Genomic DNA, 22,389 nt, shown 5'->3' with positions numbered 1-22,389 from the left:
CTACATGGAGGAGCCGTGGGCGGCCGGGCGGAGGCAGCCTGTAAAAAATGCCGCACGGGCCGCCCGAGCCGTTTCACTGGTCACCGGTGACCAGTGGAATGGATGACCCCCGTTTCACTTGTCACCGGTGACAAGTGGATTCGGCAGCGCGCATTCCGGTCGTCACCGGTGACCAGTGGAATGGATGACCCCCGTTTCACTTGTCACCGGTGACAAGTGGATTCGGCAGCGCGCATTCCGGTCGTCACCGGTGACCAGTGGAATGGATGACCCCCGTTTCACTTGTCACCGGTGACAAGTGGAATGGGCCTCACAGCGAAATGTGGCCCTCGAGGTACAGCACGGCCTGGCCGGCCATGCCCACGCGCTCGCCGCGGTCCTCGCACTGGAGCACGCCGCCGCGGTGGGAAATCTGGTGCGCCAGCAGCTGCTTCTTGCCCAGCTTCTGCGCCCAGTAGGGCACCAGCGTGCAGTGCGCCGAGCCCGTCACCGGATCCTCCGGCACGCCCACCCGCGGCGCGAAGAAGCGCGAGACGAAGTCCGCCTCCGATCCCCTCGCCGTCGCCGTCACCGCGAAGTACTCCAGTTGGGCCAGCTTCCCCATGTCCGGGGCCAGCGCCCTCACCTGCTCCTCCGTGTCGAAGACGGCCAGCAAGTCCCTCGACACCAGCGTCTCACGCGGCTCGGCGCCCAGCGCCTCCACCAGCCCCTCCGGCACCGGGCACGGCTCCGGCGGCCGCGAGGGGAAGTCCATCTCCATCCACTCCCCCTCCTGCTGCGTCACCACCAGCGGCCCCGAGCGCGAGTTGAATTGCGCCCGCTCCAGTCCCGGCGCCAGCCGCGTGAAGAGAATGTAAGCCGCGGCCAGCGTGGCATGGCCGCACAGGTCCACCTCCTGCGTCGGGGTGAACCAGCGGATCTGCCAGCCGCGCACCTCGTCGCGCAGCACGAAAGCCGTCTCGGAGAGGTTGTTCTCCGCGGCAATCGCCTGGAGCACCTCGTCCGGCAGCCACGCATCCAGCGGGCAGACCGCGGCGGGGTTGCCTCCGAAGACCTGGGAGGAGAAGGCATCGACCTGATAGAGGCGCAGGCGGGTAGGCATGGATGACCTCTTCCTTTACTTGCCGGACTGGGTGAGGGCGCTGGCGAACTGCATGGCGTAGTTCACCTCCAGCCCCCCATCCACCACCAGCGTCTGGCCGTTGACGTACGAGGAGCCCTCGGAGCACAGCCATTCAATCGTCTTGGCGATCTCATCCGCGCTGGCCACGTAGCCCACCGGCACGCTGTCCTTCACCTTCGCCTCGAGCGCCTCCCAGGCCTCGCCCATGTAGAAGCGGCTGGACTCGGTGTCGATGTAGCCCGGGTTGACGGCGTTGACGCGCACGCCGGAGGACGCCAGCTCGGCCGCCAGGTACTTCACCAGAATCTCCATGGCGCCCTTCATCGCCCCGAGGAAGCCGTGGAAGGGCAGCGGCATGCGCGAGTCCATGCCGGACACCATCACGATGCGGCCCTTGCGGCCCTCCATCAGCGGCACCGCGCGCTGCGCCCCCAGCAGGAAGCTCTTCACCGTGACGTTGAACGTCTTGTCCATCTGGTGCAGCTTCATCTGCATCAGCGGCGTGAAGGCGGTGGAGGCGGCGTTGGCCACGAAGACATCCAGCGCGCCGAACTCCTGCTGGATGAGGTCGAAGGCGGCATGGAGGCTGGCCGGCTCGAGCTGGTCGGCGATGACGGTGCGGCAGCGGCGGCCGAGCGCCTCCACGTCCTTGATGAGCTCGGCGGCGGCCTCGGCATCACGCCGGTAGGTGGAGACGATGTCGTAGCCCGCCTTGGCGAGCCGCAATGAGAGGGCGCGGCCCACGCCTCGCGAGCCGCCGGTGATGAGCGCCACGGGTGCAGTCATAGGCCCCCCGGCATAGCACCTTCCGGCCGGGGTGCGCGCCTCCCCACTACCCGCGAGGTGTCCTGCATCCGGACATCCTTCCCCCCGGGTGTCCCATTCCTGGACAGAGCCATGCGCGGTGGATTTCCCGCGGGAATCCCAGCGGTTGGACACCGGAGTGCATGGACGCTTTACAACCCCCCTGCGCCCCCATGTTCCAGCTCCACCCCGAGCCGGACGGGCCCGCGCCAGGAAGTCCGGGTACTTGGGAGGTTGGCACGAGCGGTGCTCAAGGGGTGCGCGTTGGTCCGCGATTCGCGACGCGGGTGACCGCTGACGCGAGCAGGAGGGCCCCGGGTTTCCCACCAACCCGGGGCTCTCGTCCTCGCGGCGCTAGAGTGCGCCGGCATGAACGTCCCTGGCCCCTCCTCCCCCGCCGGCCCGCGCTGGCTCTACCTGCACGGCTTCGCCTCGGGTCCCCAGTCCGCCAAGGGCGTGGCGCTCGCCGGGCACTACGCGCGCCAGGGCATCCACCTGGAGCGGTTGAACCTGCGCCAGCCCTCGCTCGAGCACCTGAGCCTGAGCGCGATGATGCGCACGGTGCGCGACGCCATCGGCGGCGAGCGGGACAGGGCCATCGTCTTCGGCTCCAGCCTGGGCGGGCTGACGGCCTGCCGCGTGGCGGAGGAGGACGCGCGGGTGTGCGCACTGGTGCTCCTGGCCCCCGCGCTGCGCGCCCCGGAGCAGATGCGGCGCACGGTGGGCGCCGAGGGCATGCGCCGCTGGCAGGAGACGGGCTGGCTGGAGACGCAGGACTACGCGGAGAAGCGCCCGGTGCGCGTGCACTTCGGCCTCATCCACGACCTGGACACCATCGAGGCCCGCTCGGGGGGCTGGCCGGACGTGCGAGTGCCCACGCTCCTCATTCACGGGCGCCGGGACACGACGACGGACATCCGCTACTCGCGCGAGTGGGCACACGGCAAGCGCCACGTCCGGCTCGTCGAGGTGGACGATGGGCACGAGCTGGTGGAGTCCCTCGGTCGCATCGCCGCCGAGGCGGATGACTTCCTGCGCCCCTTCCTCCTCCCGCCAGAAGGGGCGGCCGTCCCTCAGTAGGCGGACTCGCTCCAGTCGAGCACGGAGGCGGACCGGCCCGAGGGGATGGGCGGAGGGGCCACCACCTCGATGGTGGCGTTGCCCTTCATCGTGATGGCGGAGCCCGTGACGAGCCCGGAGCACTGCCCCGCGTTCTCCACCACGAGCTGCCCCGTCAGGTGGCTGTTGGCGACCATGTAGAACTGCTCGTGGACGAGCAGGGCCGCGCTCTGGCCGCACGTGTCGATATAGGTGTTGCCCTGAGAGACCTTCATGTCGCGGCCGGCGAGCAGGGCGATGCCGCGGGGGTGGGCGGGGATGAAGCTGAGCTCGCCATGGAGGTCCACGTCGCCCTGGGCCAGCACCGTGGCGCCCTTCCAGCCGACAGGATAGGCCGCACAGGCGGGCGAGTTGGTCCCGAAGTCCACGTTGCCCTCCACCATCCAGACACCGCGCGGGAGCCGCGCGCCGCCATACTGGAAGCTCCCGCTGAAGGACGTGTCCTTGCTCCACTGGCCGGGCGACGGCACCGGGTAGAGGCCCGTGCTCGGATCGCAGTCCTTCACGGAGGTGAAGCTCACGCTACTGGCCTTCCAGACCAGCGGGGCCGTGTTGCTACAGCCCGTCAGCCAGGGAAGCGGGAGGGGCACTGTCAGGCTCACGTCGTCGAGCTTGCGGATCTCCTTCTTGCCCGAGCCCGAGCAGCTCGCACCATCGTGGACCTTCTCCCAGCACTTGCTGCACGGCTCCGTGGCCGACGACTCCCCGGGGTGGAAGATGCGGGGGCAGGCCTGGGGCCGCTCGCAGCCGGACTTGGAGTAGTTCCACATGTGCACCTGGGCGCCGGTGCCCAGGTCGCGCAGGTAGTAGAAGGGCGTGCACGTGAGGCCAACGCAGCCCGGGGGCGCGTTGAGGCTGCTCCACACGTTGACGACCGGAGGCGGAGGCACGGAGGTGCCGGGTACGCACTGGCTGGCCGAGCCTCCCCCCGTCGCGGAGCAGACGTCCCCGCCCGACTGCGCCAGGCAGGTGGTGTTGGCATCACACGCCTGCTTCTTCGGCGGGCCTCCCTTGCACTTGGTGCCGCACATGCAGCCGGTACCGGTGATGTCCTCGGTGGCGAAGATGTCGCCATGGAGGCCGCACACGTGCGAGGCGCCATCCAGGTCGATGCTGCCCCCGGCGATGATGCCGGCCGCGGGCTGGGGCCCGACGCGCACGCGCAGCACCTTGCGCGCCTGGGCGGTGGCCGGGTCCGTGCCCGGGTAGAGGCCCACCACGGTGACGATGACGGTCTGATCCCTGTCCCGGAGCGGGTTGTTCTTGCCCGGCGCCAGGTCATCCCCCTCCGAGCAACCGCCGATGGGGTTGTTGGAGGTGGCGGCCTCGGGAGCGGGTGAATCCCCGTCGTCGTCGTTGTCGTCGAAGCGCACCAGGTACGCGCCATCCTCGTGGGGAACGCGGAAGAAGCGCTTGCCCGAGCCCGGCAGCACCACCGTATCCCCCACGGTGAAGACGGGCAGGTTGTCATCGTCCCGCCCGCTGACGGGAGAGGGGAGCGAGGCGCAGTCGGTGTCCAGCAACGGGTCCAACGCCCGGTCCAGGTCCACGTTGGTGGCGAGCAGGGCGGCCAGGTACGCGCGGGAGCGCTCCACGCCGGCCTCCGCGAGGGCCAGGGCGCGCGCGTCGTGACGCACGAGGCTCGCGCTGCGCCGCTCGTCCTCACCGAGCTGCAGCGTCGCGGCGACGAGCAGGGTCATCGCGGCCAGGACAAGAAGGAGGGCCAACAGCGTGAAGCCGCGACGCATTCATTGCCTCAGGGTGATGGAGAGGGAAGCGGAGTGGCGCAACGTCTCGCCATCGGGCAGCGGGCGCTCGAGGTCGAGCTCGATGTCCACCCGGCGGATGCCGCGCAGATCGACCTCGTCCGTCACGGGCACGGGGAGCAGGGTTCCATTGGCGGTCCAATAGGAGAACCGCAGACCGTTGGGGGCCACGCCGGTGGTGAGCACCTCCCAGCCCGTCGCGGTGGTCGTGAAGGTGTCCGAGCAGGCTAGGCTGAACGCGCCGCCCGAGAAGATGCTGCCCCAGCACTGGTTGCGCCGCACCCCACCCGCGTCGAGCCCGTAGTAGACCCGGTCCGGCGTGGAGACGAAGCCGCGGTTGGGGCCGGAGAGGAAGTCCGCCGGGAGCCCCGTCTCGAGGACGAGCGTCCTGCGGCCCCCGGTGACCGAGGCATGGAGCGACGCCTTGAGCTGCCGCTCCACCCAGCTGCCCTTCTGGTTGGCCACGATGAGGTACTCCTGGCCCTGGTAGCGGTTGAGGCCCCAGGGGCAGGTGGGCGCATCGGCCGAGTCCGCGCAGTCGTCGGTGCCCGCGTCCGGGGCGAAGAGCAGGCTCTCCTCGTTGGAGGAGCAGTGGGCGGTGGCATCGGAGATGTCGCAGCCGCCGTTGAGCTCGTTGAGCAGGGCAATCCCATTCGCGGGCAGCCCCGTGGTCTGGTCATCCGCGAGCTGCGAGTACCCGTTGAAGTTCGAGTCCCGCCGGGGCAGGTCCGTGAGGAAGGCGAGCTGATGCTCCTGCGCCACCAGGAAGGTGGGGGGGAAGAGCTCGGCACCGCCCTCGGCGCGCGCATGACGGGGGCGTCCGAGCCCGGCCTGCCGCAGCTCCGCGCCCAGCTGCCCCAGCACGAGCGCGGCGCTCCGCTTCATCTCCGCGAGCTCCACCTGCCGGCGATGCATGGCCGTGATGCGGACGAAGGCGGCGAACGCGACGGCCAGCACGGTGAGCGCCACCGCGCTGCCCACCAGCAGCTCGATGAGCGTGAAGCCCCGGCGCCCCTTCACCATCGCAGCGCCTCCAGCGACAGCGAGGTGCCGCGGTAGTCCACCCGGACCACGGCCCGCTTGTAGAAAAGGGAGCCGGAGATGGGCGCGGCCACGGCCGTGTCCACCACCTGCGTCACGGTGACGGTGCACGTCCACCCGGGGGGAAGCTCCACCAGCAGCGCCTGGCAGGGTTTCGTCTTGCCGGCCTCCCAGGCCGCGGAGTTGGAAGGCTGCCCGCGCAGCCACTCGAGCTGCTCGGTGGCCCGCTGCGACGCATCCTGGTCCGCCACGGCCCGGCCCACGTGCTCGCCGCCGCGCGAGAGGGCGCCGAACACGCCGACGAGGGCGAGCATCATCACCACGCCGCCCACCAGGGCCTCGGCGAGCACGTACCCGCGCCCGCGCCCGTGCTTCGTTCCGCTCATGGGCAGGTCTCCGACGACAGCGTTTCCGTCACGCACACCGGGCCGTGGACGGCGAGCAGGATGGACAGCTCCCCGTCCCCGGACGTCACCCGCAGCTTCGCGGGCGTCCTCGTCCCGTCCTCGTCGCGCAGCCGGCCGTTGGGCCGCCACACCGCCGCCACGCCGGTCTCCACGCGCACCGTCGTCAACGGGGGCATGGGCACCGACTCGACGAGCTGCAGGTCCGCCGCGGAGGCGGGCGTCTCACAGTCGGCGCTCGCCCGGCGCGACAGGCGCAGCCGGTTGCCCGGGCTCCCGGTGCTCACCGGGGTGTCGTCCTGGGAGACCTCCAGGTGGAAGCACCGCCCCGAGTCCCGGGCGAAGAGCCGGGCCCGCGCCGCCCCCGCGGCGACCAGCTCTGCGGCCTGCCTGCGGCGATAGCGCCCGTTGAGGGGCCCGAGCGCCGTGAGGGTGAGGCCCGTGAACAGGCCCAGCAACGCCACCGTGATGAGGACCTCGGTGAGTGTGAATCCGCGTGTCTTGCGTGGCATGGGGGGCCCGCATCGTACCGCTCCCTGCCCGCCTCAAAAAATCATTACTCGGGAAAAGACCGCTTCCCCCACCGTCCGAGCCTGGCGCCCCTGGTGCGGACACACGAGGGCCAGGAGGCCCGGCGGGTCAGCAGCCAGGGACACGGCGGTTGCGGTTCCGCCGAGGAATGCCTGTCGGAGCCTCCCGTTTGGGCCCCCACGATGCACAAACGAAACCGACTGCTCTCATCCTCGTGTCTGCTGGGCGCCCTGCTCACCACGGCCTGTGAAGCGCCCGCCCCCTCTTCCCCCTCGGCGGCTCCGGCAGCCGAGGCACCGGCCCAGGCTCCCGCCAGCCCGCCGGCCGCCAGCCCGCCCACCGACGAAGCGCCCTCCGCCCCCGCGGCCGGGAACCTGGGCAGCACCGCGTCCGGGCTCACCGCGAGCAACTGCCGCCAGCTCACCACCGCCAAGGCGACCGCCAGCGGCGATGACGGCGCGGGCAGCGTGGCCACCAACACCCAGGACGACAACCTGGCCACCCGCTGGAGCGGCCTTGGCAAGGGCTCGTGGCTCTCGCTCGACCTGGGCACCTCGCAGGCGCTCGGCGGCGCCACCATCGCCTGGCACCAGGGCGCCACGCGCCAGAACCACTTCACGCTCGAGACCTCCGAGGACGGCACCACCTTCACCCAGGCGTACGCGGCCACCAGCGCGCTGACGGCCGACGCCCAGACGTACCGCTTCACCGCCACGCGCAAGGCGCGCTACCTGCGCGTCACCGTCAACGGCAACACCGTCAACGATTGGGCCTCCATCACCGAGGCACGTGCCTGCGGCGACGACACCACGACGCCCACGCCGACGCCGCCCACCGCCCCCACCACGGACTCGGGCCCGGCGCTGCCGCGCCAGCCGTACCTGCAGAGCGTGGGCACCACCAGCGCCCTGGTGGCCTTCCGCACCGGCGTGTCCTGCACGCCCTTCGTGCGCTACGGCGAGGGCTCGGACATCTCGCGCACCGCCACGGCCACGGCGGCCGGGTGGCAGCACGCGGTGAAGCTGAGCGGGCTGCTCCCGGGCCGCTCGTACAGCTACGTCGTCGAGGCCTGCGGCTCCGTCACCGGCGTGCGCCGCTTCCAGACGGCCACCGGCCCCGAGACAACGCGCGTGCACTTCACCGCCATGGGTGACTTCGGCACCGGCGGTTCGCTGCAGTCCCAGGTGCTCCAGCAGCTCACGCCCGCGCGCGCCGGCGAGTTCCTCCTCACGCTCGGCGACAACGCGTACTCCTCCGGCACCGACGCGGAGTTCCAGAGCAACATGTTCAAGCCCATGGCGGCCCTGCTGCGCGAGGTGCCCCTCTTCCCCACGCCGGGCAACCACGAGTACGTCACCAGCACGGGCAAGCCGTACCTGGACAACTTCTACCTGCCGGCCAACAACCCCGCGAAGAGCGAGCGCTACTACTCGTTCGATTGGGGTCCGGTGCACTTCGTCTCGCTCGACTCCAACTGCCGCAGCTTCACCGTCAGCGACTGCACCACGGCCCTGCAGAAGACCTGGCTGGCCCAGGATCTGGCCGCCACGAGCCGCCCCTGGAAGGTCGTCTTCTTCCACCACCCGCCCTGGTCCAGCGGCGAGCACCTGTCGAGCACGGCCATGCGCCGCGACTTCGCGCCCCTCTTCGAGCAGTACGGGGTGGACCTGGTCCTCACCGGCCATGATCACAACTACGAGCGCACCAAGCCGATGAAGGGCGACGCGGTGGCCCCCGCGGGCACGCGCGGCATCCCCTACCTGGTGGTGGGCAGCGGCGGCGCCACCCTGCGCCCCTTCCCCGGCTCGCAGCCGAGCTGGTCGGCCTTCCGCGACAACTCCAACGTGGGCTACCTGGATGTGGTGGTGGACGGCGGCACGCTGACCACGAAGTTCATCTCCTCCACGGGCGCCGTGCGCGACAGCCTCACGCTGACGAAGACGCTGCCCGCCGCGGTGGCACAGCCCTCCGGTGTCTCGGCCATGTCCGTGGACGCGCCCGCGGGCCCCACGTATGACCCCACGCGGCAGCCCGAGTTCCTGCGCAACCAGAAGCCGGTGCCGCCGGCCGACACGATGGAGTCCGTGGCGGACGAGCCGGAGCCCGCCACCGCCCTCGAGCAGCAGTAACCTGGTACTTCCGGTTGGAATGCCGCCCGGACGCGGCGAGGATGCCGGGCGGCATTCCCCGGGAGTCCCAGAATGAATCGCATGCACTGGTTGGACGCGCTCGCCGCGAGATTCACGGTGGCGCGCCAGCCCCGCTTCTTCGAGGAGGGCTGGGGCTCCAACACGCTGTTGGAGAAGCTCACCCGGGGCCCCCAGGGCTTCGCCTTCCCCGAGCTGTCCGAGGTGACGATGCGCCCGGCGCGGCGCGAGGGGCACCTGCTCGTCCAGGAGGGCCGCTTCCCCAGCCCCGCCGCGGTGGGCTCGCTGCCCGAGGCCTGCCGCGAGGCGCGCTTCCAACTGCTGCTGCCGCGCGACGCCGGCCCCCGCCCCCCGGTGTGCGTCTTCCTGGCCTCCTCCGGCGACGAGGGCTTCGGCCTGCGCCGCTTCATCGCGAAGGAGCTGGCCCGCGAGGGCGTGGGCGCGCTGCTGCTGGAGAATCCCTACTACGGCTCGCGCCGCCCGCCCGGGCAGAAGGGCCCGGCGGTGCGCACGGTGGTGGACCTGTTGCTGATGTTCCGCGCCACGGCGGTGGAGGCGACGGCGCTGCTCGGGTGGCTGCTGGCGACCGGGCACCCCAAGGTGGGCATCTCCGGCTACAGCATGGGGGGCAGCATCGCCGCCTATGCCGCCGCGATGTTCCCGCTGCCCGCGGCCGTCATCCCCCTGGCTGCGGCGCACTCCTCGGCCCCCGTCTTCACCGAGGGCGTGCTGTCCGCCCTCCCCGACTGGGAGGTGCTAGGCCGCACCACCGGTGGCCCCGAGGCGGCGCGCCAGCGGCTGGCCGAGCTCCTCTCCGCGGCCGCCACCACCGCGCTGCCGCCCCTGTCCAACCCGCGCCGCGCCATCTTCATGGCCGCGCGCCAGGATGGTTTCGTCCCCTCCTCCTCCACCCTGCGCCTGCTTCAGCACTGGCGCGGGGCGGAGCTGCGCTACCTGTCCGGGGGACACGTGAGCGCCTTCTTCACCGGGAGGAGCGCCATCATCCGCGCCATCCTCGACGCCTTCTCGCGCGTCGATCCCCTCCAGCTGCCTCCCGAGGAGCAGCCCGCCTGAGCGCGCACCGTCCCGGGCGGGCTGGCCGGTGGCTCGGGGCCTGACGTACGCTCGGCGGATGGTCCGAACCCGACTCCCGCTCGTCGCGCTCATGGGTACCATGGGCTGCACGCAGGACGCTTCCGCGCCGGACACGGTGTCCGCGGACGGCAGCCCCTCGCTGCTCCAGCGGCTGAAGGGAGAGAGCACGTCCAAGGGCGGCAGCGTCCGCGCGCTCTCGCCCGAGGAGCGTGAGAGTCTCTTCCCCCAGGCGGCCGCGGCGCCCGCGTCCGAGGACGCGGGCGCCCTTCCGGACTATGCGGAGCAACGCCGTCAGCAATACGCGCAGCGCATGCAGCAGCTCCAGGAGGACGCGGCGTCGCGGGACGCGGGCACGGGAAGGACGCCCGAGGAGGCCGAGGCGGAGAAGGCGCTGGCCACCGGGCCGGAGCCGGAGGATCTCTCCGGCCAGCGCCGCCAGCAGCTCGCCAGGGAGCGGGTGGAGGCGGAGCGCTTCCGCAAGTACGGCAAGGGCGGCGGCATCAAGCGCGGTGAATTCATCCACATCATCCGCGCCCCCGACGCCGGCACCCCGGCCACCGTCAAGGAGTAGAGGAGCGCACCGCCCCCATGTCCCCCGCGAACCGTCCCGTGCGCGTCGCCTACGACGTGGAGGCCGCCACCGTCCTCACGCGTCACAACCCGCTCCACCCGTACGCGCCCGACCTCGAGCGGCTGAAGCAGAACTCCGACGCCTTCCCGCTCGCCGAGGCGCTCACCCGGGCGGGCCGCCCGGCCACGCCGCTCGCGCTGGTGGGCGCGAATGCACTCGAGTCCCTCCAGGCCCTGGCCCGCGAGCGTCCGCCGCTCGTCTTCAACCTGTGCGACACGCTCGGCGGCGAGGGCCTCCAGGCGCTGCTGGTGCCCACCGTGCTCGACGCGCTGGCCATCCCCTACACCGGCGCGGACGCGAGGGGACTGGCCCTCACGAAGAGCAAGCACGCCCTCAAGGCGCTGCTGGCCAGCGAGGGCGTCCCCACGCCGCGCTTCCAGTGCATCCATGACGTGGCGGAGGCGGAGGACTTCACGCTGGTGCTGGAGCCCCCCGTCGTCCTCAAGCCCTGCGGCGAGCACGCCTCCATCGGCCTGGAGGCGGCGAGCGTGGCGTGGAACGACGCCGAGGTGAGGGCCCGGGCGCGGCACCTGCTCGGCCGTTTCGGCGGCCCGGTGCTGGTGGAGGAGTACGTGGAGGGCCGCGAGTTCTACGTGTCGGTGGTGGGCCACCCGCCGAGGGCGCTGCCGGTGATGGAGCAGACCTTCGACGACCTGCCCGAGGGCTACCTGCGGATGCGCACCTTCGACGCGAAGTGGTTCACGCAGCCGGGCCTGTCCGGAGACGCACCGCTGCGCGAGCGGGACGCGCGGTGGAGCAAGCCGGTGCCCCAACGGCAGCCGGCCTCCCCCTGGCGCCGGCGCGAGACGGTGGAGCAGCTGTGCGTGCGGGCCTTCCAGCTCGCGGGAGGCAGGGACTGGGGCCGGGTGGAGTTCCGGATGGACGCGGGCGGAGTCCCGCTGCTCATCGACATCACCCCCAACTCGTACCTGGCCCCGAGCGCCCCCTGCGTACTGGCCGCCAAGGAGGCGGGACTGTCCTACGCGGCCTTTCTCGGCCTCATCCTCGACGGAGCCCTGGGCCGGGCTCAGGGCTGATCGGCGCCCTGTCCCCGCCACTGCCCGCCCCGGGGACGCTCCTCGCGGCGCATCTCCTCGTACCGCACCCGCTGCGACTCATCGAGGACGGCCGCCATCTCCTTGTCCGTCTGCTGGCGCAACTGGCGGACCTCCTGCCGGGCGTCCCGGGGCGACTTCGTCCCGGCGCGCACCGCGTCGAAGAGCGCCTGACGCTGGGTGTCCTCGCTCTGCATGCGGCGCGTGAGCTCCTGCTCCTGGCTGTAGCTCAGCTTCGCGTCGGAGGCGAACTGGCGCAGGCGCTCGGCGCGTCCCGCCTGGGCCTCGGCCTGCGCCTGGAGCATCTGCTGCTGCCGGGACTCGCGCTGCTCGGTCCGAATCTCCTCCTGCACCGAGCGCACCGCCTCCTTGAGGTAGTCGCGCCCGCCCTGGGAGTTGAGCGCCTCGCCAGCGATCATGCCGCGCACCTCCGAGCGGAGCTGCTCCACCTCGGCGGCCAGGGAGGCCGGGACGGCGGCCACCACGCCTCCGTCGGAAGCCACCATCGGCCGCTGCTCCAGCAGCATCAGCCGCTTGGAGAGGCTCAGCGAGGTCTGCTCCAGGGATTCCACCCTCCGTTCAATCGCCTCCAGCTCCAGTGAAGTGAAGGCATCGGTGGCCGGCTCGCTGGCCGGAGGGGGAGCCGCCGGCTCGCCGCGAGCGCCAAAGAGGGCGACGGCGAGCGCCAGGACGGAGAGTCCGAGGGAAGCGGGGCCAAGGAATCGGTTCATGATGTCATCCAGACGCGGGGAGGGGCCGTGTATTCGCGAGATTGTACGGGCCCGGAGGATTTCATGAGCGACGTCTTCGACCAGGCCATCGACCGGGTGCTGAGCCGGAAGAACCGCGAGGTGTACGAGTTGCTGCAGCGCAGCGGCCTGTACGACAACGTGGCCACCGCCATCCGAGGCCGGAAGGTGCTCGTGCGGGGCAAGTGGCTGACGGACTTCGCCTCGTGCAACTACCTGGGGCTGGACCTGAGGCCCGAGGTGATGGAGGCCATCGGCCCGGCGGTGCGCGAGTGGGGCACGCACCCCTCCTGGGCGCGCATGTGCTGCAGCCCCGAGCTGTACGAGCGGCTCGAAGCGGCGCTCGCCGCCCTGGTGGGCACCGAGGACGCGCTGGTGCTGCCCACCATCAGCCTCATCGGCATCGGCCTCATCCCGGCGCTCACGGGAAAGGGGGCGGCCATCTTCGCGGACAAGGTGGTGCACAAGGTCAACCATGACGGCTGTCGGCTGGCGCGGGACATGGGGGCCACGCTCACCAGCTTCCACCATGGGGACCTCTCGACGCTGGAGGTGGGGTTGGCGGCGCACGCGGGCGCCACGGTGCGGCTGGTGGTGGTGGACGGGGTGCTGTCCACCACGGGGCGGCTGCCGGAGCTGGGACGCATCCTGGAGATCGCCCGCGCGCACGACGCCATCGTCTACGTGGACGACGCGCACGGCTTCGGCGTGCTGGGAGAGAGTCCCTCGCCCGAGCACCCCTACGGCCGCAAGGGCAACGGCGTCATCCGCCACCTGGGGCTCGGCTACGACAACGTCCTCTACGTGTCGGGGCTGTCCAAGGCGTACTCGTCCCTGGCTGCCTTCATCGGCTGCCCGAAGAAGCTCAAGCCCTTCCTCAAGTGCAACGTGACGAGCTACCTGGTGTCGGGGCCGGTGCCCACGGCCTCGCTGGCCACGGCGCTGGCCGGACTGGAGCTCAACGCCCGCGAGGGCGACACGTGGCGCCGCACCCTCTACGAGTACACGCGCGCCATCCTCGACGCGTACCGGGAGCGGGGCATCCCCACCGACAACGACACGGCGTTTCCCATCGTCAGCGCCTACGTGGGGAGCGCGGAGAACGTGGAGCGCGGCGGACAGCTGCTCTTCGAGGAGGGCATCAACGTGACGCTGCAGGGCTACCCGCTGGTGCCGCGCGACAAGGGCGTGCTGCGCGCCACACCCACCGTGGCCAACACCTGGGACGAGGTGGAGCAGCTCATCACCGCCGTGGGCCGCGTCCACCAGACCCTGACGGCCCGGTAGCGGCTCAGTAGAAGACGCGGGTGGAGAAGATGAGCCGCACGGCGTTGTCCGCGGCGCCGTCCTTGTTCTCCCGCCGTCCGAGGAGCAGCTCCGCGCCGAACGTGACGGAGCGCACCGGGGTCACGAGGAGGTTGCCGGAGAGGTAGTGCGTGCGCTTGAGCGTGCCGCCCGGCTGGACGTCCAGGGGGAACATCTCCAGGTAGCCGTAGACGAAGGAGGAGGCGAGGTGCTCGGTCCACTTCGGCTCGATGGCGCCGAAGACCCCCAAGGTGGGCACCGCCTCCAGCCGGCCCGGGGCCACCACCACGGCGTCGAGCCCCAGCCCCCCGATGTCGGCCGTGTAGGCGCCGAGGCCGGAGCCGTAATGCACCTGGGTCGAGGCGCGCCAGCCCTTGGGGCCCCACGTCCAGAGCCCGCTCAACATGCCGCCCCACCCCAGCGCCGTGCCCGCCTCGCCGCCGCTCCCGGCATAGGAGAGCCACCGCGCGAGGCCCGCCGCGCGCAGGTGCCTGCCCTTGCCGAAGTTCCACTCCACCGCGCCCGCCACGTCCGGCAGGGGCTTGCGCGCCTCCTGCGAGTCCGCGTCGGAGAACGTGAGGTCCGGCAGTGGCCGCTCCAGCGACACCTGCACCAGCAGCGGGCCGAAGGTGTTGCCGTAGCGCAGCACCTCGCGCCGGGTGGCCAGCATGGAGCCCGGCCCCTGGAAGTCGAGCGTGTCGGGCACGGCCTCCAGGTCCATGAATGTCGTCCACTTCCGCCCCGCCAGCAGCGGGCCGACGATGGCGTAGGCCTCGTAGACGCGGAAGTCCCCGCCGCTGGAGCCCTCGCCGTAGAAGTCCGCGGAGATATGGGCGATGAGCGGCCCCAGCAGCGTCAGCTTCCCGCCCTCGAAGAAGAGCCGGCTCTGCTTCGCGTTGAAGTTGAGGTTGGGCCCGCGGGGCTCCGCGCCCACCGGGATGGAGGCCGGGGCGAAGTCCTCCTCGTTGAGGATGGGCCGGAAGTCGTAGTTGAGGTCCACCTTGAGGCGGGCGCGGAAGGAGACGTAGCCGCGCTTCAGGTCCTCCTCCGAGGCCGGGCCCACCTTCATCACCATGCCCGTGAGGGTGGGGTCCACCACCGCCGGCTCCGAGCCCGGGGACGCGCCGAAGGGCCGCACGCCGCCCGGCTCCTGTTCCGGCTCCTCGGGCGTCTCGGGTGACTCCGGTGTTTTCACGCCGCCGGGAGTCTCGGGCGCCTCGGGCACGGCGGTGTCCTTGGACTGCGCGGAGGAACTCCCTCCGCAGAGCAACGCGCCCACCACCACTGCGAGACGGCTGAGCCTGCGCATGCGGACAGGAGAGCATGGGGCCTCCGCGCCCGCGCAGGGCTTCCGGGCCAAGAGCGGGCCTCACTGTCGCGGACAGAACCCTCCCTTTCGACGCACCGCACCAACCCAAGAGGGCTGCAACCCGGGCAGACTCCCGCCGACAATCCCGGCATCCCGTTCCAGGAGCCCCCCATGCAACGACGTCTCCCCTGCTCTCCCCGCCTGCTGGCGGCCGTGGCGCTCGCGCTCGCCCTGAGTGCCTGCGACACCGAGGCCCCGCCCCCGGACAAGGGCGAGTCCCTCTCCACGAAGAGCGCCGCGCTCACGGACCCGTGCTCGGCCAACCAGAGCTTCCAGCTGGGCACGGGCATCTATGACATCACCGGCCCGGCGGCGGAGATCGGCATGATGGGCTACGCCATGGTGGACCAGAAGACGGCGGGCATCCACCAGCGCCTGCGCTCGCGTGCCTTCGTCATCGCCTCGCCCTGCAACGGCAAGCGCGCGGTGTTCGTGAGCGCGGACCTCGGCCAGGTCTTCCAGGGCGTGCGCCAGCAGGTGATGGAGAAGCTGCGCGCGAAGTACGGCACCCTCTACACGGACGAGAACGTGCTGGTGAGCGCCACGCACACGCACTCGGGGCCGGGCGGCCACTCGCACTACGCGCTCTACAACCTCACCGTGCTCGGCTACGACAAACAGGGCTTCGACGCCATCGTGGACGGCATCTTCCAGTCCATCGTCCGCGCGCACGACAACCTGGCGCCCGGCAGCATCCGCGTCGCCTCCGGGGACCTGCTCGACGCGAGCATCAACCGCTCGCCCGAGGCCTACCTGCGCAACCCCGCCACCGAGCGCGCGCAGTACGCCCATGACACGGACAAGCGCATGACGCTGCTGCGGCTGCAGGCGGATGACGGGCGCGAGCTGGGGCTCATCAACTGGTTCGCCGTGCACGCCACCTCCATGGGCAACGACAACCTGCTCATCAGCGGCGACAACAAGGGCTACGCCTCCTACCTCTTCGAGAAGCTCAAGGGGACGAGCTACACCGCGCCGAGCACCTTCGTGGCGGCCTTCGCGCAGAGCAACGAGGGCGACGTGACGCCCAACATCTACGGTGGCACCAACGGCGGGGGCGCCAACGACTTCGAGAGCACGGAGCTGTCCGCGCGCAAGCAGTTCAACCTGGCGAAGACGCTCTATGACACCGCCTCGGTGAAGCTGACGGGCGGGGTGGACTTCCGGCACGCCTACGTGGCCATGGACGCGGTACAGGTGGCGCCCGCGTACACGGACGGCGTGTGGCGCACCACGTGCGAGGCGGCCATCGGCGACTCGATGATTGCCGGCGCCGAGGACGGCCCGGGCTACGGCCGCGAGGGCTCCACGTGCGAGAGCCTCAAGAGTGTCTGGAGCGTCTTCAACTGCACCCTCTCCACCACGCCGTGCCAGGGGGAGAAGCCCATCGTCCTGGAGACGGGCACGATGACACCCTACCCGTGGACGCCCGAGGTGCTGCCGCTGCAGGTGGTGCGGCTGGGCAACGTGGCGCTGGTGGGGCTGCCCTTCGAGCCCACCACCATGGCGGGGCGGCGGGTGCGGCAGCAGGTGCTCGCGCAGCTCTCCTCGGTGGGGGTGAACCAGGTGCTCATCGCCGGCCTGTCCAACGCCTACGCGGGCTACCTGGCCACGCGCGAGGAGTACGCGAAGCAGGACTACGAGGGGGGCCTCCACGCACTTCGGCCCGTGGACGCTCGGGGCGGTGCAGCAGGAGGTGGACAAGCTGGCGGTGGCCCTGCGCACGGGCGCCACGGTGGCCCCGGGCCCCACCCCGAGGGACTTGCGCAACGAGCAGTCCACGGTGCAGACGGGCGTCGTGTACGACGACAAGCTGCTGACGGTGAGCTTCGGCGGCGTCGTCACCAACGCGCTCGCCAGCTACACCCGGGGCCAGACGGTGAGCGTGAAGTTCTGGGGTGGCCACCCGAAGAACAACCTGCGCCGCCAGGGCAGCTACCTGCAGGTGCAGCGCAAGTCGGGCACCTCGTGGGTGACGGTGGCCAACGACTGGGACTGGGAGACGAAGTACCGCTGGCAGCGCTACGACTGCGCCCCCACCTACGGGTGCTCGCACGTCACCACCGAGTGGACGATTCCGGCGGACGCGGTGCCGGGCACCTACCGCATCCGCCATGACGGGGACTGGAAGTCCGGCTGGGACGGGCTCATCCGCCCCTACAGCGGCACGTCGCGCGAGTTCACCGTGAACTGAGCCGCACGCGCGTCAGCGGACCTCCAGCTCGTGGAAGAGCACCCCGTCCAGCTCCAGGCGCCGCACCGTCTCCACGAAACGCTCATTGGCGACGATGAGCGTCCCCGCCTGCCTCAGACGGAAGAGGTCGGGCTCCGGGGGGAGCGTGGCGGCGTCCAGGATGACGGGGTCCGGGAGCATGAGGAAGTCATTGCCACAGGTGGGGCATGGGGGCTGGAGGTCTGGTGGCAGGCAGTCGGGGTGGAGCTGGCCGTGCAGTTCCATCTGCATCTCGAGCAACGTGGGGGCGTGCCTGGTGCGGAAGCGGAGGCGGGTGGGGCACCCTTGCAGGCCCCGCACGCCCGCTTCCTGCAAGCGCTCCAGCGCCTCGCGGCGCAGGCACAGGGCCCAGGGCACATACAGGTCCAGCTGGCCGAAGTAGCCCACCCCGGTGCCTTGTAGAGGCCCGAACAGCGTTCCTGGCTCCAGCATGGCTCCCGGGGGGACCAACGGGCGCACCACCTCCCGCAGCCGCTCGATCTCCTTGAGTGGAACGGGCCAGAAGTCGGACAGCTTCGCCAGCTCATCAGGTGGCAGACTGGACAGGTCCACGCACGGGTATTCGAGGCCTGCCCCCGCCCCCCCGCATCTGCATGTCGGGCAGGGCTCCAAACCGGGAAGCCCCCACTTGTGCGCGGCGTTCAGATAACCCGTATAGCGCGGCGAAGGGTCTCGCTCGAGTCGATAGAACTTCATGCGTTCGTGTCTCCATCCTCGGCGGTCACGGAGCGAGGAGTTGGGGGCCGGGCGGGGAAACCGTGGCGGAGTACGGCATGAGGGGACCGACGATGTCGAAGCGGAAGGCGAACTCGAAGGCCGTGCGCAGCAACTCCTCCGGTGGCACACGCCGATGCCGGTTGGCAATCCTGAACTGTTCCCACGCCGCGTTCCACGCGCCGCCCCCCGCGCCACGGTGGATGCGCAGGTGCACGTGCTCGGGGATGAGCATCGTCCATTGAATGGCGCGGAGGCACCGCGACGCACTCGTAGCCCATGCGGCCCATCTCGCCGTGTCTGGCATACTGGGGCACGTGAGCGTCCATCTCGGGAAGCCAAGCCCCCCATCCCCGCGCCCCTCCCCGCCGCCGTCCGGGAGGGGGCGATGAGCGCGCTGGAATCCGCCCTGGCCGCCTGGCGCTCCGCCCTGGGCGAGGAGCACGTGGTCACCGAGCCGGAGGCGCTCGCGGCCGCGGAGACGGCCACCTTCGCCACCACCCAGCGCATCCCCGCCATCCTCCGCCCGGCGAGCACCGCCGAGGTCCAGGCCTGCCTGCGCATCGCCCAGGAGCACCGCGTCCCCGTCTACCCGGTGAGCACCGGCCGCAACTGGGGCTACGGCTCGCGCGTGCCGCCCAGGGACGGCAGCGTGTTGATGGAGCTGGGCCGGATGAACCGCATCCTCGCCCATGACGAGAAGCTCGCGTACCTCACCGTGGAGCCCGGCGTCACCTTCCGCCAGGCCCATGCGTGGCTGCGGGCCCAGGGCTCGCGCACCTTCATCACCACCATTGGCGGCTCGCCGGACGCGAGCATGGTGGGCAACGCGCTCGAGCGGGGAGACGGGCGCGGGCCGCACGCGGACATCTTCCAGCACGTGTGTGCCCTGGAGGTGGTGCTCCCCACGGGCGAGCGGGTGGAGACGGGGCTGGCGCGCTTCCCCGGCGCGCGGGCGGCCCCCGTCTTCCGCTGGGGCGTGGGCCCTTCGCTGGATGGGCTCTTCAGCCAGTCCTCGCTGGGCGTGGTGACGCGCATGACATTCTGGCTCGCGCGCAAGCAGCCCTACCTGCGCGAGTTCTTCTGCTCGGTAGACGAGGACGCGCAGCTCTGGGAGCGGCTGGACAGGCTCCAGGAGCTCGCGCTCGACGGCACGCTGCGCAGCAGCTTCTTCTTCTGGAACGATCTCAAGGCGCTCAGCATCGCGCAGCAGTACCCGTATGCGATGACCCAGGGGCGCACGCCCCTGCCGGCCTGGGTGCTGGATCAGTTCCGCGAGGGCTTCGGCCGCTGGGCCATCAGCGGCGCCCTCCACGCGCCGGACGTGGAGATGGGCGCGGTGCTGGAGCGGCGGCTGGCCGCGGCGCTCGAGGGACTGCCGCGCCCGCTGCGCCTCTCGCCGCCGCCTCCGGACGGAGAGAGCCCCTTCCAGGGTGTGCCGACGGACGCCAACATGGCCATGACGTACTGGCGCAAGCGCACACCCCAGCCGGAGGAGCCGCACCCGGACCGGGACCGCTGCGGCTTCATCTGGTGCTCGGTGGCCCTGCCCTTCACGGGCGAGGAGGCCCAACGCGCCATGGCCATCGCGGACCGCCTCCCCCGCATGTTCGGCTTCGAGCCCAACCTGGCGCTGCTGGCTCACTCCGCCCGTTGCCTGTACCTGGTGGTGGCCCTCGCTTTCGATCGCGACAAGCGCGGGGAGGACGAGCGCGCCCTGGCCTGCTACCGGGCGCTGGCGCGCGAGCTGACCGGCGCCGGCTACTACCCGACCCGGCTCGGCCTCCAGTCGGCGCAGGACGCCCTGCCCACCGGGGATGACTCGCCCGCGCTCCTGCGGCGCCTGAAGCAGGCCGTTGATCCAGCCGGCATCCTGGCCCCGGGTCGCTATGTGCCCGGAATCCCTGGGGAGGACGCGGAGTAGGCCCGGGAAAATGCACGAATAATCAGGAGACAGGAAACTTCGCGCGGGTGCCGCCGATAACCCTTTCAACGCAGCACTCGCCAAAATCCCCGGAGCCCCCGCCATGACCTCGATCTCGCGTTCCGCTGAGTTCAACCGCTACCGCCCCGTGTCGCAGACCCGCGCCGAGCCCGGTGCGGAGCGCAACCAGGCGTATCGCGAGGTGCAGCGGGACTTCCGCGCGGACAACAACCCGGCGCGCAAGGCGGAGCTCGAGTCCATCACGGCCAAGCAGAAGCGCGGCGAGACGCTCACCCCGCACGAGCAGGGGCTGATCGACGGCCAGCGCCGCACCACCAGCACCACGGAGACCAAGAGCCCCGAGCAGACGTCCATCCAGAAGACGCTGGAGACGAGCGGCTACGAGCAGGAGCTGGTCTCCGGGAGCGTCGGCAAGGAGTGGGCGGCCTTCCAGGGCTCGCACACCTCCGGTGACGTGAACGGCTCCTTCCACAACACGGTGGAGGGCCAGGCCCTCACGGCCGGTGCCAACGCCAACGGCTCGGTGGCCTTCGATCCGGCCAACGGCAAGGTGATCGCCTCGGGCAGCGCCTCGGCGAAGGCGGACCTGGTGCGCGGCTCGGTGGAAGGCCACGTGGACAGCCCGGTGGGCAAGACGTCGTGGCAGGCCGAGGGCAACGTGGGCGCCGAGGCCAGCGTGACGGGCCAGGTGGTGGTGGATCCGCTCCACGGCGACGTGGCGGCCAATGTCGGCGGCGAGGCGTTCGCCGGTGCCCGCGCCAGCGGTGAGGTGTCGCAGGAGATCGGTCCCGCCACCGCCACGGTGGGCGCGGAGGCCTTCGCCGGTATCGGCGCCGAGTTCGAGGCGAACGTGGGCCTGCAGGACGGCAAGCTGTCGGCCAACTTCGACGTGGGCGCCGCGCTGGGCATCGGCGGCAGCGTGGAGTTCGGCGTGGAGCTGGACGTGGGCAAGGCCGTGGACACCGTGAAGGACATCGGCGGTGGCATCGCGAACGCGGCGGACAAGGTCTTCGGCGGCGGCTGGTAAGCCTCCGTTCGTCCGCTGTACCCAGGGCCTCGCTTCGGCGGGGCCCTTCGCATTTCCAGCGCATGCTCGACAGCCCCCGAGCCCCTGGGGGACACTCGTACGCCATGAATCCTCTCGAGAAGCTCCTCGCGGCGGGGCAGCTGGCCAAGGCCCATGCGGAGGCGAAGAAGGTCCTCGCCCATCAGCCGGCGAACCGGGAAGCCCTGGTGGTGCTGGCCAAGCTGACCCTGCTGGAGGGCAAGCTGCCCCAGGCCGAGGAGCTCATCGCCAGGCTCGAGGCCCAGGGCCCCAGCGGGGACGCCGTGCTGCTGCGCGCGAACATCGCCGCCCAGAAGGGCCAGCTCGACGTGGCCCTCAAGGGCTACCAGCAGGTGCTCGCGAAGGAGCCCCAGCGCGCCGAGGCCCACTTCGGCCGCGGGATGATGCTCATCAAGCAGGACAAGACGGAGCAGGCGCTGGAGGCGCTCGCCAAGGCCGTGCAGTCCGGCCCGGACAACGCCGTCTTCCGCTACCGGCTGGGGCAGGTGCAGCTCGAGGCGGGCAAGGACGAGGAGGGCCTCGCCACGCTGCGGCAGGTCATCGCCCAGCAGCCCGGCTTCATGCCCGCGTACCTCAGCCTATCGCATGCGCTCGCGTCGCGGGACGACTTGCTGGGCGCCAAGCGCGTGCTCGAGCAGGGCCTCAAGGCGCTGCCCCGCCACCCCCGCCTGCTCGCGTCCCTCACCGTGCTGAGCATGGCGCTGCGTGACGTGAATTCCTCCTACAAGGCGGCCTCGGCGCTGGCGGCCCAGCGGCCCAAGGATCCCGACGCGCAGGCCAACCTGGCGCAGCTCATGCTGGCGCGCGGCCAGTTCCCCCAGGTGCTGCACCTGTGCCGCACCATGGACTCGCTGGGGCTGGCCACCGAGTCCCTGAAGATGGCGGAGGCCACCTGCTACGAGGCGCAGGAGCCGCCCGCGTACGACAAGGCGGTGGAGGCCTACGAGGCGGGCATGGGCCTGGCGCCCGACGGCTGGCGCGCCGCCAACAACCTGGGCCAGTTGCTGCTGCGCATGCCCTCCGAGCCGGAAGGGCAACACCTCCCGCGCGCCCTCACCGTGCTGGAGGAGGCCGTACGGCGAGCCCCCCAGCGGCCCGAGCCTCTGCTCAACCTGGCCCTGGCCCTGTCGCGGACCGGACAGGAGGCCAAGGCGCGCGAGCAGGTGAAGAAGGTGCTGGCCCTGCCGCTGCCCGAGACGGACGAGGTGCGGCAGGAGGCCGTCCGCCTGGAGCAGGCGCTGGCGAAGGCCTGAAATACCAGCGGTCACCGGCCAGAGCCCCGCACGGGTGTA

Annotated in this window: 20 protein-coding genes and 1 pseudogene; 11 read left to right on the top strand and 10 right to left on the bottom strand. The window is 71.1% G+C overall.

Features of this window, described 5'->3' with window-relative positions; all coding sequences use genetic code 11:
- Positions 1–310 precede the first annotated feature (310 nt).
- Together NR798_RS06980 and NR798_RS06975 are read right to left on the bottom strand one after the other, a co-directional pair.
- On the bottom strand, positions 311–1,102 hold the full coding sequence (locus NR798_RS06980) for a PhzF family phenazine biosynthesis protein (protein WP_375770639.1): 792 nt from the start codon (positions 1,100–1,102) through the stop codon (positions 311–313).
- 15 nt (positions 1,103–1,117) lie between these two features.
- Positions 1,118–1,909, bottom strand: a complete 792-nt coding sequence (locus tag NR798_RS06975) for an SDR family NAD(P)-dependent oxidoreductase (RefSeq protein WP_375770638.1) — start codon at positions 1,907–1,909, stop codon at positions 1,118–1,120.
- A gap of 387 nt (positions 1,910–2,296) precedes the next feature.
- Here NR798_RS06975 and NR798_RS06970 point away from each other — a divergent pair, with 387 nt between their 5' ends.
- Positions 2,297–3,007: a YqiA/YcfP family alpha/beta fold hydrolase gene (locus tag NR798_RS06970; protein WP_375770637.1), complete on the top strand. Its 711-nt coding sequence runs from the start codon at positions 2,297–2,299 to the stop codon at positions 3,005–3,007.
- Here NR798_RS06970 and NR798_RS06965 read toward each other — a convergent pair.
- From NR798_RS06965 to NR798_RS06950, 4 genes are read right to left on the bottom strand one after another with little or no spacing between them, the layout of a single operon-like run.
- Positions 3,001–4,794 carry a hypothetical protein gene (locus tag NR798_RS06965; protein ID WP_375770636.1) on the bottom strand — a complete coding sequence of 598 codons (1,794 nt, stop codon included), beginning with the start codon at positions 4,792–4,794 and terminating at the stop codon, positions 3,001–3,003. The two genes, NR798_RS06970 and NR798_RS06965, sit on opposite strands and share 7 nt — an antisense overlap.
- A complete protein-coding gene (locus tag NR798_RS06960; RefSeq protein WP_375770635.1) occupies positions 4,795–5,835 on the bottom strand; it encodes a PilW family protein in 1,041 nt (346 codons plus the stop codon).
- Positions 5,829–6,239, bottom strand: a complete 411-nt coding sequence (locus tag NR798_RS06955; RefSeq protein WP_375770634.1) for a hypothetical protein — start codon at positions 6,237–6,239, stop codon at positions 5,829–5,831. Before NR798_RS06955 ends, NR798_RS06960 begins: the two co-directional genes overlap by 7 nt.
- A complete protein-coding gene (locus NR798_RS06950; RefSeq protein WP_375770633.1) occupies positions 6,236–6,769 on the bottom strand; it encodes a prepilin-type N-terminal cleavage/methylation domain-containing protein in 534 nt (177 codons plus the stop codon). The genes NR798_RS06955 and NR798_RS06950 overlap by 4 nt, the downstream gene beginning before the upstream one ends.
- Positions 6,770–6,970: 201 nt before the next feature.
- On the opposite strand from NR798_RS06950, the gene NR798_RS06945 reads away from it, so the two are divergent.
- The 4 genes from NR798_RS06945 to NR798_RS06930 all read left to right on the top strand — a co-directional run bounded on the left by NR798_RS06945 (position 6,971) and on the right by NR798_RS06930 (position 11,698).
- Positions 6,971–8,917 carry a metallophosphoesterase gene (locus NR798_RS06945; protein ID WP_375770632.1) on the top strand — a complete coding sequence of 649 codons (1,947 nt, stop codon included), beginning with the start codon at positions 6,971–6,973 and terminating at the stop codon, positions 8,915–8,917.
- 72 nt (positions 8,918–8,989) lie between these two features.
- Entirely contained in the window at positions 8,990–10,009 is a 1,020-nt protein-coding gene (locus NR798_RS06940; protein WP_375770631.1) for an alpha/beta hydrolase family protein, read from the top strand.
- Between the two features lie 58 nt (positions 10,010–10,067).
- Positions 10,068–10,601 (top strand): hypothetical protein, encoded by a 534-nt coding sequence (locus NR798_RS06935; RefSeq protein WP_375770630.1) that lies wholly within the window; start codon positions 10,068–10,070, stop codon positions 10,599–10,601.
- 17 nt (positions 10,602–10,618) lie between these two features.
- Positions 10,619–11,698, top strand: coding sequence for a hypothetical protein (locus NR798_RS06930; RefSeq protein ID WP_375770629.1), 1,080 nt, complete (start codon positions 10,619–10,621; stop codon positions 11,696–11,698).
- Here NR798_RS06930 and NR798_RS06925 read toward each other — a convergent pair.
- Entirely contained in the window at positions 11,689–12,447 is a 759-nt protein-coding gene (locus NR798_RS06925; RefSeq protein WP_375770628.1) for a hypothetical protein, read from the bottom strand. The genes NR798_RS06930 and NR798_RS06925 overlap by 10 nt on opposite strands.
- A 63-nt stretch (positions 12,448–12,510) precedes the next feature.
- Between NR798_RS06925 and NR798_RS06920 the strand changes: the two genes are divergently transcribed.
- Positions 12,511–13,752 carry an aminotransferase class I/II-fold pyridoxal phosphate-dependent enzyme gene (locus NR798_RS06920; protein ID WP_375770627.1) on the top strand — a complete coding sequence of 414 codons (1,242 nt, stop codon included), beginning with the start codon at positions 12,511–12,513 and terminating at the stop codon, positions 13,750–13,752.
- Between the two features lie 4 nt (positions 13,753–13,756).
- On the opposite strand, the gene NR798_RS06915 is transcribed toward NR798_RS06920, so the two are convergent.
- Positions 13,757–15,079 carry a DcaP family trimeric outer membrane transporter gene (locus NR798_RS06915; protein WP_375770626.1) on the bottom strand — a complete coding sequence of 441 codons (1,323 nt, stop codon included), beginning with the start codon at positions 15,077–15,079 and terminating at the stop codon, positions 13,757–13,759.
- A gap of 171 nt (positions 15,080–15,250) precedes the next feature.
- Here NR798_RS06915 and NR798_RS06910 point away from each other — a divergent pair.
- Together NR798_RS06910 and NR798_RS06905 are read left to right on the top strand one after the other, a co-directional pair.
- Positions 15,251–16,729: pseudogene (locus NR798_RS06910) on the top strand (neutral/alkaline non-lysosomal ceramidase N-terminal domain-containing protein); the annotation flags it as partial.
- Between the two features lie 94 nt (positions 16,730–16,823).
- A complete protein-coding gene (locus tag NR798_RS06905; protein WP_375770625.1) occupies positions 16,824–17,333 on the top strand; it encodes a neutral/alkaline non-lysosomal ceramidase C-terminal domain-containing protein in 510 nt (169 codons plus the stop codon).
- 12 nt (positions 17,334–17,345) lie between these two features.
- Here the strand turns inward: NR798_RS06905 and NR798_RS06900 are convergent, their stop codons facing one another.
- Both NR798_RS06900 and NR798_RS06895 read right to left on the bottom strand, forming a co-directional pair.
- Complete coding sequence (locus tag NR798_RS06900; RefSeq protein WP_375770624.1) at positions 17,346–18,068, bottom strand: double-CXXCG motif protein; 723 nt, start codon at positions 18,066–18,068, stop codon at positions 17,346–17,348.
- A 25-nt stretch (positions 18,069–18,093) separates the two neighbouring features.
- Positions 18,094–18,393 (bottom strand): DUF2380 domain-containing protein, encoded by a 300-nt coding sequence (locus tag NR798_RS06895; RefSeq protein WP_375770623.1) that lies wholly within the window; start codon positions 18,391–18,393, stop codon positions 18,094–18,096.
- A gap of 81 nt (positions 18,394–18,474) precedes the next feature.
- On the opposite strand from NR798_RS06895, the gene NR798_RS06890 reads away from it, so the two are divergent.
- From NR798_RS06890 to NR798_RS06880, 3 genes are all read left to right on the top strand, one after another.
- Positions 18,475–20,010: an FAD-binding oxidoreductase gene (locus NR798_RS06890; protein WP_375770622.1), complete on the top strand. Its 1,536-nt coding sequence runs from the start codon at positions 18,475–18,477 to the stop codon at positions 20,008–20,010.
- 103 nt (positions 20,011–20,113) lie between these two features.
- Complete coding sequence (locus tag NR798_RS06885) at positions 20,114–21,058, top strand: hypothetical protein (RefSeq protein ID WP_375770621.1); 945 nt, start codon at positions 20,114–20,116, stop codon at positions 21,056–21,058.
- Positions 21,059–21,162: 104 nt separating this feature from the next.
- The gene (locus tag NR798_RS06880) at positions 21,163–22,350 is read left to right on the top strand and encodes a tetratricopeptide repeat protein (protein ID WP_375770620.1); all 1,188 of its coding nucleotides are present in this window, start codon (positions 21,163–21,165) and stop codon (positions 22,348–22,350) included.
- Positions 22,351–22,389 lie beyond the last annotated feature (39 nt).

It is taken from the genome of Archangium gephyra (assembly GCF_042230915.1).
Taxonomy (GTDB): Bacteria; Myxococcota; Myxococcia; order Myxococcales; family Myxococcaceae; genus Archangium; species Archangium gephyra_B.
The sequence above is the reverse complement of the archived record's forward strand: the minus strand, read 5'-3'. Positions and strand labels throughout refer to the sequence as shown.